Source organism: Geodermatophilus sp. SYSU D01106, assembly GCF_054049995.1.
On the sequence record NZ_JBJGYM010000029.1, the window covers coordinates 1 to 14,127 of the forward strand.

The 14,127-nt window shown below is 75.9% G+C and carries 12 protein-coding genes and 1 pseudogene; 8 read left to right on the top strand and 5 right to left on the bottom strand.

Features of this window, described 5'->3' with window-relative positions; translation table 11 throughout:
* The 4 genes and pseudogenes from ACI78R_RS21435 to gcvP form a co-directional block, all read left to right on the top strand.
* A pseudogene (locus ACI78R_RS21435) lies at window positions 1-498 on the top strand (hypothetical protein); the annotation flags it as partial.
* 90 nt (window positions 499-588) lie between these two features.
* Window positions 589-1,068, top strand: coding sequence for a bifunctional nuclease family protein (locus ACI78R_RS21440; protein ID WP_073419798.1), 480 nt, complete (start codon window positions 589-591; stop codon window positions 1,066-1,068).
* 256 nt (window positions 1,069-1,324) lie between these two features.
* The gene (locus ACI78R_RS21445) at window positions 1,325-1,900 is read left to right on the top strand and encodes a MerR family transcriptional regulator (protein WP_073419799.1); all 576 of its coding nucleotides are present in this window, start codon (window positions 1,325-1,327) and stop codon (window positions 1,898-1,900) included.
* A gap of 302 nt (window positions 1,901-2,202) precedes the next feature.
* Window positions 2,203-5,205 (top strand): aminomethyl-transferring glycine dehydrogenase, encoded by a 3,003-nt coding sequence (gcvP, locus tag ACI78R_RS21450; protein ID WP_457042207.1) that lies wholly within the window; start codon window positions 2,203-2,205, stop codon window positions 5,203-5,205.
* A gap of 81 nt (window positions 5,206-5,286) precedes the next feature.
* On the opposite strand, the gene ACI78R_RS21455 is transcribed toward gcvP, so the two are convergent.
* Window positions 5,287-5,946, bottom strand: coding sequence for a DUF5701 family protein (locus tag ACI78R_RS21455; protein WP_457042208.1), 660 nt, complete (start codon window positions 5,944-5,946; stop codon window positions 5,287-5,289).
* 113 nt (window positions 5,947-6,059) lie between these two features.
* Between ACI78R_RS21455 and ACI78R_RS21460 the strand changes: the two genes are divergently transcribed.
* The gene (locus ACI78R_RS21460; RefSeq protein ID WP_457042209.1) at window positions 6,060-6,983 is read left to right on the top strand and encodes a hypothetical protein; all 924 of its coding nucleotides are present in this window, start codon (window positions 6,060-6,062) and stop codon (window positions 6,981-6,983) included.
* Between the two features lie 26 nt (window positions 6,984-7,009).
* On the opposite strand, the gene ACI78R_RS21465 is transcribed toward ACI78R_RS21460, so the two are convergent.
* Window positions 7,010-7,213 carry a DUF5999 family protein gene (locus ACI78R_RS21465; RefSeq protein ID WP_073419803.1) on the bottom strand — a complete coding sequence of 68 codons (204 nt, stop codon included), beginning with the start codon at window positions 7,211-7,213 and terminating at the stop codon, window positions 7,010-7,012.
* 247 nt (window positions 7,214-7,460) lie between these two features.
* Entirely contained in the window at window positions 7,461-8,423 is a 963-nt protein-coding gene (coaA, locus tag ACI78R_RS21470) for a type I pantothenate kinase (RefSeq protein WP_073420659.1), read from the bottom strand.
* A 113-nt stretch (window positions 8,424-8,536) separates the two neighbouring features.
* Here coaA and ACI78R_RS21475 point away from each other — a divergent pair, with 113 nt between their 5' ends.
* A complete protein-coding gene (locus ACI78R_RS21475) occupies window positions 8,537-9,337 on the top strand; it encodes a GNAT family N-acetyltransferase (protein ID WP_073419804.1) in 801 nt (266 codons plus the stop codon).
* Window positions 9,338-9,349: 12 nt separating this feature from the next.
* Here the strand turns inward: ACI78R_RS21475 and ACI78R_RS21480 are convergent, their stop codons facing one another.
* Both ACI78R_RS21480 and ACI78R_RS21485 read right to left on the bottom strand, forming a co-directional pair.
* Window positions 9,350-10,243 carry a serine hydrolase gene (locus tag ACI78R_RS21480; RefSeq protein ID WP_457042210.1) on the bottom strand — a complete coding sequence of 298 codons (894 nt, stop codon included), beginning with the start codon at window positions 10,241-10,243 and terminating at the stop codon, window positions 9,350-9,352.
* 73 nt (window positions 10,244-10,316) lie between these two features.
* Window positions 10,317-10,862: a YbhB/YbcL family Raf kinase inhibitor-like protein gene (locus ACI78R_RS21485; protein WP_457042211.1), complete on the bottom strand. Its 546-nt coding sequence runs from the start codon at window positions 10,860-10,862 to the stop codon at window positions 10,317-10,319.
* 164 nt (window positions 10,863-11,026) lie between these two features.
* On the opposite strand from ACI78R_RS21485, the gene ACI78R_RS21490 reads away from it, so the two are divergent.
* Both ACI78R_RS21490 and ACI78R_RS21495 read left to right on the top strand, forming a co-directional pair.
* Window positions 11,027-11,758: an HAD family hydrolase gene (locus ACI78R_RS21490; protein WP_457042212.1), complete on the top strand. Its 732-nt coding sequence runs from the start codon at window positions 11,027-11,029 to the stop codon at window positions 11,756-11,758.
* Complete coding sequence (locus tag ACI78R_RS21495) at window positions 11,755-14,127, top strand: glycoside hydrolase family 65 protein (RefSeq protein WP_457042213.1); 2,373 nt, start codon at window positions 11,755-11,757, stop codon at window positions 14,125-14,127. The genes ACI78R_RS21490 and ACI78R_RS21495 overlap by 4 nt, the downstream gene beginning before the upstream one ends.

Here is a 14,127-nt window from a genome sequence, read left to right on the forward strand (position 1 = left end):
GGGCTGCCGGCACCCGGTGCCGGCAGCCCGCCGCCGGCCGCCCCCGGGGCCGCGGCCCCGCCGCCCGAGCCGCCGCCCGCTCCGTCGCCCGCGCCACCGGCCGGCCCGGCGGGCGACGGCGGCGTGTCCGGCCCGATGGACGCCGACGCCTTCGCCGCGGCGGCCGGACTCGACCCGGGCCAGCTCGCCGACTGCGTCCAGTACGGGCTGCTCGTGCCCGACGCCGACGGCCGCCACCCGGCGGCCGACCTGCCGGTCGCGCGCGCCGCCGCGGGCCTCGCCCGGCACGGCATCGAGGCCCGTCACCTGCGCTTCTTCCGCACCGCCGCGGAGCGCGAGGCGGACCTCGTCGAGCAGCTGCTCGCCCCCGTCCTGCGCTCCCGCGCGGAGGACGCCCGCGACCGCGCGGCGGCCAAGCTGGCCGAGCTCTCGGCGCTGTCCGTGCAGCTGCACCGGGGGCTGCTGGAGGCGCGCCTCCGGGGTCTCCTGCCCTCCTGAGTCCGGCGTACGGTGGACAGGCCCGGGAGGCCCGCCCGTCCGCGCCGCACCGGTGACCACCCGTACCGCCGCAGCTGAGGGAGCCCCACCGTGCAGGAACTCAGAGTCGTCGGGGTCCGGGTCGAGCTGCCCGGCAACCAGCCGATCCTGCTGCTCAAGGAGACGCAGGGCGAGCGCTACCTGCCCATCTGGATCGGCGCCGTCGAGGCCGCGGCCATCGCGTTCGAGCAGCAGGGTGTCCGGCCGGCGCGGCCGATGACGCACGACCTGCTCCGCGAGGTCGTCCGCACGCTGGGCGCCACCCTCGAGGCGGTCAACATCACCGAGATGCGTGACGGCATCTACATCGCCGAGCTCGTCTTCGGTGACGACCGCGTCGTCAGCGCCCGCCCGTCGGACGCCGTCGCCCTCGCCGTCCGCACCGGCGCGCCCATCTACGGGGCCGAGGACCTGCTCGACGAGGTGGGGATCGAGATCCCCGACGAGCAGGAGGACGAGGTCGAGAAGTTCCGCGAGTTCCTCGACCAGATCTCGCCCGAGGACTTCGGCGCCGGCTCCGGGTCGGCCTGAGCGCACGGGACGGGTGGGACCCCGGGCGCCTCGCCCGTCACACGGGTCCCACCCGCACCGCGCCGGCTACAGCAGCCGCACGCACCTGCCGATACCCCCCGACCGGGGTGGTTGCGGCGACACGCCGCCCGCGTCAGTTGACCGCCCTGGTGGCCCGGCTTACGGTCGCGGACGACACCGGTGTGATCCGAGGGGAAGCGGATCGGACCGGAGTGGCCGTCGCGCCCGCGACGGCACGCGAAGGAGGACCGCTGTCGTGAGCGACCAGAGCGAGGGCTCCCAGGGTCAGCTCTTCAGCGACGCCGCCGTGGGGGTGACGGACTACGACGAGGTCGACACCGACCTCGTCGGGTACCGCGGCCCGACGGCGTGTGCCGCCGCCGGGATCACCTACCGCCAGCTGGACTACTGGGCCCGTACCGGCCTGGTCGCCCCATCGGTCCGCAGTGCGACCGGCTCGGGGACGCAGCGGCTGTACTCGTTCCGGGACATCCTGGTGCTGAAGGTGGTCAAGCGGCTGCTCGACACCGGGGTGTCGCTGCAGAACATCCGCAAGGCCGTCGACCACCTGCGCAACCGCGGCATCAAGGACCTCGCCAACGTCACGCTGTTCAGCGACGGGGCCACGGTCTACGAGTGCACCTCCGCCGAGGAGGTCGTCGACCTGCTCGCCGGCGGGCAGGGCGTCTTCGGCATCGCCGTCTCCGGTGCGCTGCGCGAGCTGTCGGGGGAGCTCGCCGAGCTCCCGGCCGAGCGGCTCGACGGCGCCCCGCTGGTGGCCGCCGACGACGAGCTGGCGATGCGTCGCCGGCGCCGCGCCCAGCCCGCCTGACACATCGCGGTCCTCCGGACCGCACCGCGGCCCGGTGCCGTGCCCCACAGGCGCGGAGCCGTTCCTCGGCGTGCCTCGGGAGGCCTCCGGCCCCCGCTCGGCTCGCCGACCTCGCAGGGCGGCTCGCGTCCCGCGGTCCTCGTCCTGCGTCCCGTCCCGACTCGGGGGACCCTCCGGGCCCCCGCTCGTCCGGACCACCGCCGGAGGACGCCCCGGGGGCCTGGGCGGGAGACCCCGCCATGCGACAAGCGTCGCGGCCACGGCGGGACGGGTGTCCGAGAGCCGCTGGTAGCGTCGTGACAATGGCGGACGCAGTCGCTGGCCCTCTCCCGTCACTCCGGTCGCTGAGCCCCGCGGGCTCGTTCGCGGCCCGTCACATCGGCCCACGCGCCGACGAGACCGCCGCGATGCTCGAGGCGGTCGGGTACGACTCGCTGCAGTCGCTGGTCGACGCGACCGTCCCCGAGACCGTCCGCGACCGCGACGCGCTGAGCCTCCCCGCCGCCGCCGACGAGGCCGCCGTCCTCGCGGAGCTGCGCGAGCGGGCCGCGGCCAACCGGGTGACCGTCCCGATGATCGGCCTCGGCTACTCCGGCACCGTCACCCCGGCGGTCATCCAGCGGAACATCCTCGAGAACCCCGCCTGGTACACCGCCTACACGCCCTACCAGCCCGAGATCAGCCAGGGCCGGCTCGAGGCGCTGCTGAACTTCCAGACGATGGTCGCCGACCTCACCGGCCTGCCCGTCGCCGGCGCCTCGATGCTCGACGAGGCCACCGCCGCGGCCGAGGCGATGACGCTGGTCCGCCGCGCCGGGCGGGCCAAGGCGGGCGCGGTCTTCGTCGTCGACGCCGACACGCTGCCGCAGACCCTCGCCGTCCTCGAGACCCGCGCCGAGCCCCTGGGCATCGGCCTGCACGTCGCCGACCTCAGCCGGGGCTGGCCCACCGACCTGCCCGAGGCCGGCGCGTTCGGCGTCCTCGTGTCCTACCCCGGGGCCAGTGGCGCCGTCCGCGACCACCGCGCCCTCGCCGAGGCCGCGCACGCCGCCGGCGCCTCGGTCGTCGTCGCCGCCGACGTCCTCGCCCTCACCCTGCTGGAGGCGCCGGGCGAGTGGGGCGCCGACGTCGCCTGCGGCAGCACCCAGCGCTTCGGCGTCCCCCTCGGCTACGGCGGCCCGCACGCCGGCTACCTGTCGGTCCGCGAGGGCCTGGCCCGCCAGCTGCCCGGCCGGCTGGTCGGCGTCTCGGTCGACGCCGACGGCGACGTCGCCTACCGGCTGGCGCTGCAGACCCGCGAGCAGCACATCCGCCGCGAGAAGGCGACGAGCAACATCTGCACCGCGCAGGTGCTGCTGGCCGTGATGGCCGGCGCCTACGCCGTCTACCACGGGCCCGAGGGGCTCACCGCGATCGCCGCCCGCGTGCACCGCAGCGCCCTGGCGCTGGCCGCGTGGCTGCGCGCCGGCGGCGTCGAGGTCGTGCACGGGTCGTTCTTCGACACCGTGCAGGCCCGCGTCCCCGGCCGCGCCGCCGAGGTGGTCGCCGCGGCCGCCGAGCGCGACGTGGACCTGCGCCTGGTCGACGCCGACACCGTGGCCGTCGCCTGCGACGAGACGACGACGCCGGACGTGCTGCGCCTGGTCGCCGAGGCCTTCGGGGTGGCGGCGGACCTCGTGGACGTGGACGTGGCCCTGGACGACGACGGCCCCGACGCGCTGCCCGACGAGCTGCGCCGGCGCACCCCGTTCCTCACGCACCCGGTCTTCTCCGCGCACCGCTCGGAGACGGCGATGATGCGCTACCTGCGCTCGCTGTCGGACAAGGACCTCGCGCTGGACCGCACGATGATCCCGCTGGGCTCCTGCACGATGAAGCTCAACTCCGCCGTCGAGATGGCCGCGATCACGTGGCCGGAGTTCGCCGGGCTGCACCCCTTCGCCCCGGCCGACCGGGCCCGCGGCTACCGGCAGCTGATCGACGAGCTGTGCACCTGGCTCGCGGAGATCACCGGCTACGCCGCGGTCAGCGTGCAGCCCAACGCCGGCTCGCAGGGCGAGTTCGCCGGCCTGCTGGCGATCCGCGGCTACCACGCCTCCCGCGGCGAGTCCCACCGCGACGTCTGCCTCATCCCGAGCTCCGCGCACGGCACGAACGCCGCCAGCGCCGTCATGGCCGGGATGCGGGTGGTCGTGGTGGCCTGCGACGAGGCCGGCAACGTCGACGTCGCCGACCTGCGCGCGAAGATCGACCAGCACGCCGACCGGCTCGCGGCGATCATGATCACCTACCCGTCGACGCACGGGGTGTTCGAGACCGAGATCCGGGAGATCTGCGCCGCGGTGCACGACGCCGGCGGCCAGGTCTACGTCGACGGCGCCAACCTCAACGCGATGGTGGGGCTGGCGCGGCCGGGCCGGTTCGGCTCCGACGTCAGCCACCTCAACCTCCACAAGACGTTCTGCATCCCGCACGGCGGCGGCGGGCCCGGCGTCGGCCCGATCGGCGTCCGGGAGCACCTGGTGCCCTTCCTCCCCGGGCACCCGCTGGTGGAGACCGGCGGGCAGGGCCCGGCGGTCTCGGGGGCACCGTTCGGGTCGGCCGGGATCCTGCCGATCTCCTGGGCCTACCTGCGGCTGATGGGCCCCGACGGGCTCCAGCGCGCCACCGAGCACGCGGTGCTGGGCGCCAACTACCTCGCCGCCCGGCTGCGCGAGCACTTCCCCGTGCTCTACGCCGGGGAGAACGGGCTGGTCGCCCACGAGTGCATCCTCGACATCCGGCCGCTCACCCGGGCCACCGGGATCACCAACGACGACGTCGCCAAGCGGCTGGTCGACTTCGGCTTCCACGCCCCGACGATGAGCTTCCCGGTGGCCGGCACGCTGATGGTCGAGCCCACCGAGAGCGAGGACAAGGACGAGCTCGACCGGTTCGTCGCGGCGATGGTGGCCATCCGCGGCGAGATCGAGCGGGTGGCCAGCGGGGAGTACGACCGCGAGGACAACCCGCTGCGCAACGCCCCCCACACGCTGAAGATGCTCGCCGGGGAGTGGGAGCGGCCCTACCCGCGGTCGACGGCGGTGTTCCCGGTGTCCTCGCTGACCACCCGCGGCTACCTGGCGCCGGTGCGCCGGATCGACCAGGCCTTCGGCGACCGCAACCTGGTCTGTTCCTGCCCGCCGCCGGAGGCGTTCGCCGAGCCGGAGCCCGCCTCCGCGCCGCGGACGCAGGTGCCCGACCGCGGCGAGGGCGCCCCCGACGACCTCGGTACCGCCGCCGACGTGGTGGGAGCCCCGGCCTGACGCCGGCGAGATCCGCGGTGTGGTCGCCACCGGACTCCGGTGGCGACCACATCGCCGATCTGGTCGATCAGGGCGGCGGGGTCAGGGCAGGGCGACCCGTCCGGACGCCGAGGCGATGCCGAGCCAGGTGTGCCGGTTGCCCGCCCAGCACCAGCCGACCTTGGGCGCGTTGCGGCGCTCCCGGCCGTCGCGGCCGGTGCCGTTGCTGATCCACAGCGCCGGGGTGCGCGCGTCGAGCGACCCGTTCGCCCGCCGCAGCCGCGAGCCGACGGTCATCGTGCAGGCGTTGCGCTCGAGCACGTCGGGGCACTGCAGCAGCCAGGTGAGGCCCTCCGCCAGCGTGAGCGGCGAGCGCCCGGCCGCCCGGATCCGCGGCAGCGCCTCGTCCGGTGTCACGTCCAGGTACTCGTCGCCGCGGTCGGGCCCGCACAGCAGGTAGGCGGGGCCCGGCGGTGGCTCGGCGCCCGGGACCGGCGCGAAGTCGTCGAGGTCGGTCATGTCGACCACGACGAACGCCGGCCGGTCCCCCCACCGCACCCCGGGCACCAGCGCCGACGGAGGCACCGACGCGGGGTCGAGCACCAGCAGCGCGTCGTCCCTCGCGGCGGCGGTCAGGGCAGCGGCCTCGGCCGCCGACCGCAGCTCGGCGGCCGTGAGCCCGGCGCGCTCGTGCAGGCCGAGGGCGACCAGCCGGTCGGCCTGGGCGGGAACCGGGGGGAGGGAGAGCGAGGTGGTCGGCACGGGGACCTCCGGGGGAGGGAGCGGCGGCGGACCGTCCGGAAACGACCAGAGGCGCGGTCCGGTTCCGACCTGTGGCCGGTGACGCCGCCGTCGGCCGGGAGGACCATCGGCCCATGGGAGTGTCGCGGTCGAGCAGCAGGCGGCGGGTCCGGACGGCGGGGGCGGCGCTGGCCGCGGGTGCCCTGCTGACGGCGGGCTGCGCCGGCGTCGGCGCCCGGGACCCGGGGCCGCTCGCCCCGGCGGCGGCCACCGAGGAGTCGACGACGTCCGCGACGACGTCCGCGACGCCGTCCCCGACGCCGTCCGAGACCGCGCCCGCCCCCTCACCGACGCCGTCCCCGAGCCCGGCCGAGGAGCCGGCCGGCGGCGGCGAGCTGCGTGACCGGCTGCTCCCGGCGGAGGCGTTCGGCGCGGACGCCACCGTCGTCACCGTCACCACCGACCAGCTCGGCACCGCCGGCGGCGGCTGGGGAGGGTGGGGAGGCGGCTGGTACGGCGGCTGGTACGGCGGCTGGTACGGCCCCTGGCACGACGACACCGACGGCGACGGCGACCGGTGGGACGAGTGGTCCGACGCGGTGACCGTGGAGCCGCCGGAGTGCGCCGCCGCCCTGGACGCGCTGCCCGCGCTCGAGGGCCTCGAGGACTCGCTCAGCGTGGCCGCCCAGGTGGCCCGGACGCCGTCGACGCAGACGGTGGAGGCGATCGGGGAGTCCCCGGCCCTGGCGGACCTGCAGCTCCCGCTCGACCGGCTGCTGGCCGACTGCGCGTCGGTCACCACCAGCGGGCCGTGGGGCTGGAGCGCGACGGCCGAGGTGGCCGCCCTCGACGCGCCCGCGCTGGGGGAGCAGAGCGCCGCCGTCCGGGTGACGGTCGACGCGGAGGGCCGGGACCCGCGCAACGTGCTCGTCGGCGTCGTCCTCGACGGCACGCGGGGGCTGCTGCTGGCCCAGTCGGCGGCGCCGGACGCGGCCGACCCCGACCCGGCGGCGTTCACCGCCCTGCTGACCGACGCGGCCGGCGCGGCGTTCGACTGACCTCCCGCGCCGGCCCCGGGGGAGGGTCAGGCGCTGACGAGGCCCGCCGTCCGCCACTGGTGGTGGTCGGCGACCGCGCGGCCGTCGGGCAGCAGCTCGCCGTCGTCGTCGAAGAGGACGACGCCGTTGCACAGCAGGCTCCAGCCCTGCTCGGGGTGGCCGCTCACGACGGCCGCGAGGTCACGGGCGTCGCTGGTCGCGTCGGGGCAGGGGGTGGGGTGTACGCACATCGGAGGCTCCCGATCTGTCCGCCGCGGACGGCGGCGGTGTGACGGTTCGTGGTCGTCCGGTGACCGGACGTCTCCGAGTGTGCGCCCGCTCCCGCCGCCCGTCAGGTGACGGAACTCACGACGTCACCCGCCCGGGTCGTCACACCTCGCCATGCCTGCACGCCCCGCCGACGGCCCGCTCAGTCCGTTATCCCCAACTCATAGCCACAGCCGCCACGAGAACGGGACGGGCAACGAGGGAGAGGGGTCAGAGCTTGCGGAGCAGGATGCGCCGCACCGAGTGGTCGGCGGACTTCTGCAGCACCAGCCGGGCCCGCGAGCGCGTCGGCGCGATGTTCTGCCGCAGGTTCGGCCCGTTCACCGCCGCCCAGATCGACAGCGCGGTGGCGCGGGCGTCGTCGTCGCTGAGGTCGGCGTAGCGGTGGAAGTAGGCCGAGGTGTCGGCGAAGGCGGTGCGCCGCAGGGCGAGGAACCGCTCGACGTACCACTGCTGGATATCGGACTCGCCGGCGTCGACGTAGACGGAGAAGTCGAAGAAGTCCGACAGGAACACCTCCGGCACCCGGCCGTCGTCGCGGCGGCCGGCCTGCAGCACGTTGAGCCCCTCGAGCACGAGGATGTCGGGCCGGTCGACCAGCTGCCGCTGCCCGGGCAGCACGTCGTAGGACTGGTGGCTGTAGACCGGCGCGCTCACCTCGCCGCGGCCGGACTTGAGGTCGGCGAGGAAGCGGATCAGCGCCCGCCGGTCGTAGCTCTCCGGGAAGCCCTTGCGCGACATCAGCCCGCGCTGCTCGAGGACGGCGTTGGGCCAGAGGAACCCGTCGGTGGTCACCAGGTCGACGCGGGGGGAGTCCGGCCCGGCGGCGAGCAGGGTCTGCAGCAGCCGGGCGGTGGTGGACTTGCCGACGGCGACGCTGCCGGCGACGGCGATGACGTAGGGGACCTTGGCTGTGGTGTCGCCGAGGAACCGGCTCTGCGCGGCCCACAGGCGCTGGCTGGCGGTGACGTGCAGGCGCAGGAGCTCGGCCAGCGGCAGGTAGACGGTGGCGACCTCGTCGAGGTCGATGCGGTCGCCGAGGCTGCGCAGCGCGCGCAGCTCGGCCTCGTCGAGCGGGAGGGTGCCGGAGCCGGCGAGGGCGCGCCACGCCTCGCGGTCGAACGCCGCGTAGGGCGAGATCTGGGGCCGGGTCCCTGCCGTCACGCGGCCCATCGTGCCGCCCGTGGGCCGGTACCCCGACCGGCGGGTCACCCGCCCGGGCGCACCGGGGTGTGATCCCGGGTCCGCCGGGGGCCGGGACGGGCCGCCGCGTCTAGGGTTCCGGTGTGCCGACCCGCCGAGGGCTGCTCGACTGCGTCGAGCGGTACGCCGCCGCCGCGCCGCTGCCCGACACGCGCGTCGTCCCGGTCGGCGGGCTCGACGTGCCGGTGGGCTCGGCGGCCTGGCCCCACCCGGCCCGCCCGCGCCGCGGCGTCGGCCGGGTGACCGCCGCCGACGTCCGCGCCGCCGTCGAGCTGCAGGAGGAGGCCGGGCTGCCGGCCGCCGTCGAGTGGGTGACCCAGCGGACGCCGTCGCTCGGGGCTGCCGCCCGCGAGGCGGGCCTCGTGGTGTCGGAGTTCCCGCTGCTGGTGGTCGACGACCCGGTGGAGCTGCTGCTGCCCCCCGGGGTGCGGCTCTACCTCGTGGGCTCCGAGGACCCGGCCCTGCCGCACTACCAGCACCTGCTGGAGACCGGCTTCGCCCCGCACGCCGACGACGCCCACCCCGACGACCTCGAGGGCCCCTCGGCCGCGCGGGCCGAGGTGCTGCGCGAGCGGGTGGCCACCGGCCGCACCGTCGTGATGGTGGCCCTGGAGGACGGGCAGCCGGTGGGGGTGGGCTCGCACTCGCCGGTCGACGTCGACGGCACCGAGATCACCGAGATCGTCGGGGTGGCGAGCTCCCCGCGCCGCCGCGGCCGGGGCGTGGGCGCGGCGCTGGCCTCCGCGCTGGTCGCGCAGGCCCGGGAGACCGCCGAGCTGGTCTTCCTCACCGCCGGGGACGACGACGTCGCGCGGGTGTACGAGCGGGTCGGCTTCGCCTGGCTCGGCGCCACCGGCGTCGCGGCCCGCCCGCCGGGTCCCTGAGCCGCCGGGAGCTCAGGCGCGGGGCGGCGGCAGCGCGGCCGCGGCGGCCGACAGCGCCGCGCGGGCCTGGTCGTAGGACACCGACCGCGGCACCTCGCTGAGCAGCACCACCACCCGGTCGCCGCTCACCGCGACCGAGTGCAGGTGCCGGTTGCCGTCCACGCAGCACATCCAGCCCTGCTTGACCGCGGGCATCCCGGGCAGCGTGCCGAAGGCGCCGAAGCGCTGGTCGAAGCCGTCGGCGGCCAGCGGCGTGGCGGTGCGCATCCAGGCGAGCAGGGTGGCGGCGTCGGCGGGAGCGGCCACCCGGGGCAGCTCGGCGAGGAAGCGGGCGAGGTCCCGGGCGGTGGTCGTCGTCTCGCCCCACTGCGACGGGTCGGCCGGCGGAGCGGTGCCGGTCAGGCCGTAGCGGGCGGCGACGTCGCGCACCATCCGCGGGCCGTCGAAGCGCACCCACAGCTCCGAGGCGGCGGGGTCGTCGGAGCTGCGGATCATCTCCTGCAGCAGCCGCCAGTCGCGGCCGTCGAGGGCCACGGAGCCGGCCCGGGCGCGGTGCAGCAGGTCCTCGGCGAGGAACAGCTTGACCATCGAGGCGGTGGGGAACGGGCGGTCGGCGGCCGCGCCGTTGTCGGCGGTGCGCCGGCCCGTCCGGGCGTCCCCGGCGTCCAGGGCGCGCCGGGTCAGGCCCGCCGAGGGCTCGGCCTGGACGGTCAGCGCGACCGCCAGCGTGCCGGGCACCGTCCACGCTCCGGCGACCGCGGGGACGACCTCGGCCGCCGGCGGCCCGGCCGCCGCCCGCCCCGGGGCGCCCAGCAGGGACCCCAGGAGCAGCAGGACGGCGGCCGGGACCAGCAGCGCGCGCGCCGGCCGGCCGGCACGGGGTGGCGCCACTGCTTGAGCGCTCATGGACCCGGGGTACCCGGCACCGGGCCGCGCGCACCCGTCCGGGGCGGACGGTGTCGTTCCGGCTGGGCCGGGGCTACTCCTGCGTGTAGGTGACCACCAGCGTCGCCCGGGCCAGCGTGTGCCCGAAGAGGTTGAAGCCGTGGAAGGCCGGGGTGGCGTCGGCCGGCACGCCCATGTCCTCGGTGTCGAGCGCGTGCACCACGACGAGGTAGCGGTGCGGGCCGTGCCCGGCCGGGGGAGCGGCACCGACGTAGCCGGGGAAGCCGCCGTCGTTGCGCAGCTGGCGGGCGCCCCCGGGCAGGCCCGCCCCCTCCTGGTCGCCGGCACCCGAGGGCAGCTCGGTGACCGACCCGGGGATGCCGGTGACGACCCAGTGCCAGAAGCCGCTGGCGGTGGGGGCGTCGGGGTCGTAGACGGTGACGGCGTAGCCCCGCGTCCCCTCGGGCGCGCCCGACCACGACAGCTGGGGCGAGCGGTCCTCGCCGCCGGCGCCCATCACGCCGCTGACGTGCGGCATCGGCATGACCTCGCCGTCGGTCAGGTCGGCGCTCGTCACCGTGAACGACGGCACGGGCGGCAGGAAGTCGTACGGGTTCGGCGGGACGGGCCGGTCGGCCATGGCGGTCCTCTCCTCGGGCGCTCGGGCGGGCGGGGCGCACGGACGCGCCACCCCGCGCCGACCCTAGGCAGCCGCCGTCCCCGGCGCCCTGCGACCACCGCCTAGGTGATCGCGCGGGTGATCTCGACGCGCCGGTCCGCCGCCGCCGTGGGTAGCGTCGTCGCGTGCTCGGACTCCCGGACCGCATCCGCGCCTGCCTCTTCGACATGGACGGCGTCCTCACCCGGACGGCGACGGTCCACATGGCCGCCTGGAAGCGCACCTTCGACGAGTACCTGCGCTCCACCGACCCGCGGGCCGTCGAGTTCACCCAGCTCGACTACAACCGCTACGTCGACGGCAAGCCCCGCGCCGACGGCGTGCGCGACTTCCTCGCCAGCCGCGGCATCACCCTGCCCGAGGGCACGCCGGAGGACCCGCCCGACGCCGCCACGGTGCACGGCATCGGCAGCCGCAAGAACGAGCTGCTGCTCGCCGAGCTGGCGGAGAACGGCGTCGAGGTCTACCCGGCGTCGATGACCTACCTGCGCGCGGTGAAGGAGGCGGGCCTGGCCACCGCCGTCGTCACCGCCTCGGCCAACGGGGAGCAGGTGATCGCCGCCGGCGGGTTCGCCGACCTCATCGACGCCCGCGTCGACGGCGTGGTCACCGCCGTGCAGGGCCTGCGCGGCAAGCCCGCGCCCGACACCTTCCTCGCCGGCGCCCGCGCGCTCGGCGTGGAGCCCGGCGAGGCCGCCGTCTTCGAGGACGCGCTGGCCGGTGTGGCCGCCGGTCGGGCGGGCGACTTCGGCCTCGTCGTCGGCGTCGACCGGGTGGGCCAGGCCGACGCGCTGCGCGAGAACGGCGCCGACGTCGTCGTCACCGACCTCGACCAGCTGCTGGGGGACCGGGCATGACCGAGGGCCGCCCCAGCTTCCCGGTCGAGCCGTGGGCGCTCACCGAGATCGGCCTGGACCACGCCTCCCTCGGCGTGCACGAGTCGGTGTTCGCCCTCGCCAACGGGCACATCGGCATGCGCGGCTCGTTCGAGGAGGGCGAGCCGATCGTCGTCCCCGGCACCTACCTCAACGGCTTCTTCGAGGAGCGGCCGCTGCCCTACGCCGAGGCCGGCTACGGCTTCCCCGAGCAGGGGCAGACGGTCGTCAACGTCACCGACGGCAAGCTGGTGCGGCTGCTGGTCGGCGACACCCCGCTCGACCTCGACTACGGCGAGATCGTCGAGCACCGGCGCACCCTCGACCTGCGCCGCGGCGTGCTGCGCCGGGTCACCGAGTGGCGCTCGCCCAACGGGCGCACGGTCAAGGTCACCAGCACCCGGCTGGTGTCGCTGCGGCGCCGCTCGATCGCCGCCATCGAGTACTCCGTCGAGTGCACCGACAACCGCGGCGACCTGTACGTGGCGCTGCAGTCGGACCTGCTGGCCAACGAGCCGGTCGACAGCGGTAGCGAGAGCGACGACCCGCGCGCCGCCGCCGCGCTGCGCCGCCCGCTGGTCAACGAGCTCGCCGTCGGCCGCGGCCAGCGGGCGGTGCTGGTGCACCGCACCCGCCGCAGCAGGCTGCTCATGGCCGCCGGCATGGACCACGTCGTCGACGTGCCCGACAGCGCCACCGAGGACATGGAGGCCGGCGAGGACCTCGCCCGCTTCACCCTCGCCGCCCGCCTGCCCCAGGGCTCGTCGCTGAAGCTGGTCAAGTACCTCGCCTACGGCTGGAGCTCCCGCCGCTCGGCCGCCGCGCTGCGCGACCAGGTGGAGGGCGCCCTGGCGACGGCGAAGCTCGCCGGCTTCGAGCGGCTGCTGCGCGAGCAGAAGGAGGTCCTCGACTCGCACTGGGCGCTGGCCGACGTCGAGATCGAGGGCGACGACGAGCTGCAGCAGGCGGTCCGCGTCGGCGTCTTCCACGTGCTGCAGGCCTCGCTGCGCGCCGAGCGCCAGCCCGTCCCGGCCAAGGGGCTCACCGGCCCGGGCTACGACGGGCACACCTTCTGGGACACCGAGACCTACGTGCTCCCCGTGCTCACCTACATCGCCCCCGACGCGGTCCGCGACGCGCTGCGCTGGCGGCACTCCACCCTCGACCTGGCCCGGGCGCGGGCCAGCGAGCTCGGCCGGCAGGGCGCGGCGTTCCCGTGGCGGACCATCCGCGGCGAGGAGACCAGCGGCTACTGGCCCGCGGGGACGGCGGCCTTCCACATCAACGCCGACATCGCCGACGCCGTCGTCCGCTACTGGCACGCCACCGGCGACGACGAGTTCGACCGCGACTTCGGCACCGAGCTGCTCATCGAGACCGCCCGGCTGTGGGCCTCGCTCGGGCACTTCGACGCCGAGGACGGCTTCCGCATCGACGGGGTGACCGGCCCCGACGAGTACACCGCGGTGGTCGACAACAACGTCTACACGAACCTCATGGCGCAGCGGAACCTGCGCGAGGCGGCGCGGGCGGTCGAGCGGCAGCCCGACGTCGCCGGGCGGCTGCAGGTCACCGAGGAGGAGGTCGCCTACTGGCACCGGGCCGCGCGGCTCATGCGGGTGCCGTGGGACTCCCGGCTCGGGGTGCACATGCAGTCCGAGGCGTTCACCCACCACGAGGAGTGGGACTTCGCCGGGACGCCGGCCTCGCACTACCCGCTGCTGCTGCACTACCCCTACTTCGAGATCTACCGCAAGCAGGTGGTCAAGCAGGCCGACCTGGTGATGGCGCTGCACCTGCGCGGGGACGCCTTCACCCACGAGGAGAAGGTCGCCGACTTCGCCTACTACGAGGCCCGCACGGTGCGCGACTCGTCGCTGTCGGCGGCGCAGCAGGCCGTCGTCGCCGCCGAGACCGGGCACCTCGAGCTCGCCTACGACTACTGGGGCGAGGCCGCGCTCACCGACCTGCAGAACCTGCACGGCAACGCCGGCCACGGCCTGCACATCGCCTCGCTGGCCGGCGGCTGGACGGTCGCCGTCGCCGGGTTCGGCGGCATGCGCGACCACGACGGCCGGCTGCTGTTCGCGCCGCGGCTGCCCTCCCGGATCAGCCGGCTGCGGTTCCGGCTGGCCTACCAGGGGCGCACCGTGGAGGTGGCGATCGAGAAGGAGCGGACCACCTACCGGCTGCTCGACGGCGAGCCGCTCGACGTGCACCACCACGGCCGCCGGGTCACCGTCGACGAGGCCGAGCTGACGCTGGACAACCCGCCCGCGCCGGAGGTGGAGCCGGTGCGCCAGCCGCCGGGCGCGTCCCCCCGCCGCCGCGGCAACGGCCGGCGTGACTAG

Coding starts and splice junctions, on each gene's coding strand:
- gcvP (WP_457042207.1), top strand. CDS start 2,203: ATGGCGGACGCAGTCGCTGGCCCTCTCCCGTCACTCCGGTCGCTGAGC.
- ACI78R_RS21460 (WP_457042209.1), top strand. CDS start 6,060: ATGGGAGTGTCGCGGTCGAGCAGCAGGCGGCGGGTCCGGACGGCGGGG.
- ACI78R_RS21465 (WP_073419803.1), bottom strand. CDS start 7,213: ATGTGCGTACACCCCACCCCCTGCCCCGACGCGACCAGCGACGCCCGT.
- coaA (WP_073420659.1), bottom strand. CDS start 8,423: ATGGGCCGCGTGACGGCAGGGACCCGGCCCCAGATCTCGCCCTACGCG.
- ACI78R_RS21480 (WP_457042210.1), bottom strand. CDS start 10,243: ATGAGCGCTCAAGCAGTGGCGCCACCCCGTGCCGGCCGGCCGGCGCGC.
- ACI78R_RS21485 (WP_457042211.1), bottom strand. CDS start 10,862: ATGGCCGACCGGCCCGTCCCGCCGAACCCGTACGACTTCCTGCCGCCC.
- ACI78R_RS21495 (WP_457042213.1), top strand. CDS start 11,755: ATGACCGAGGGCCGCCCCAGCTTCCCGGTCGAGCCGTGGGCGCTCACC.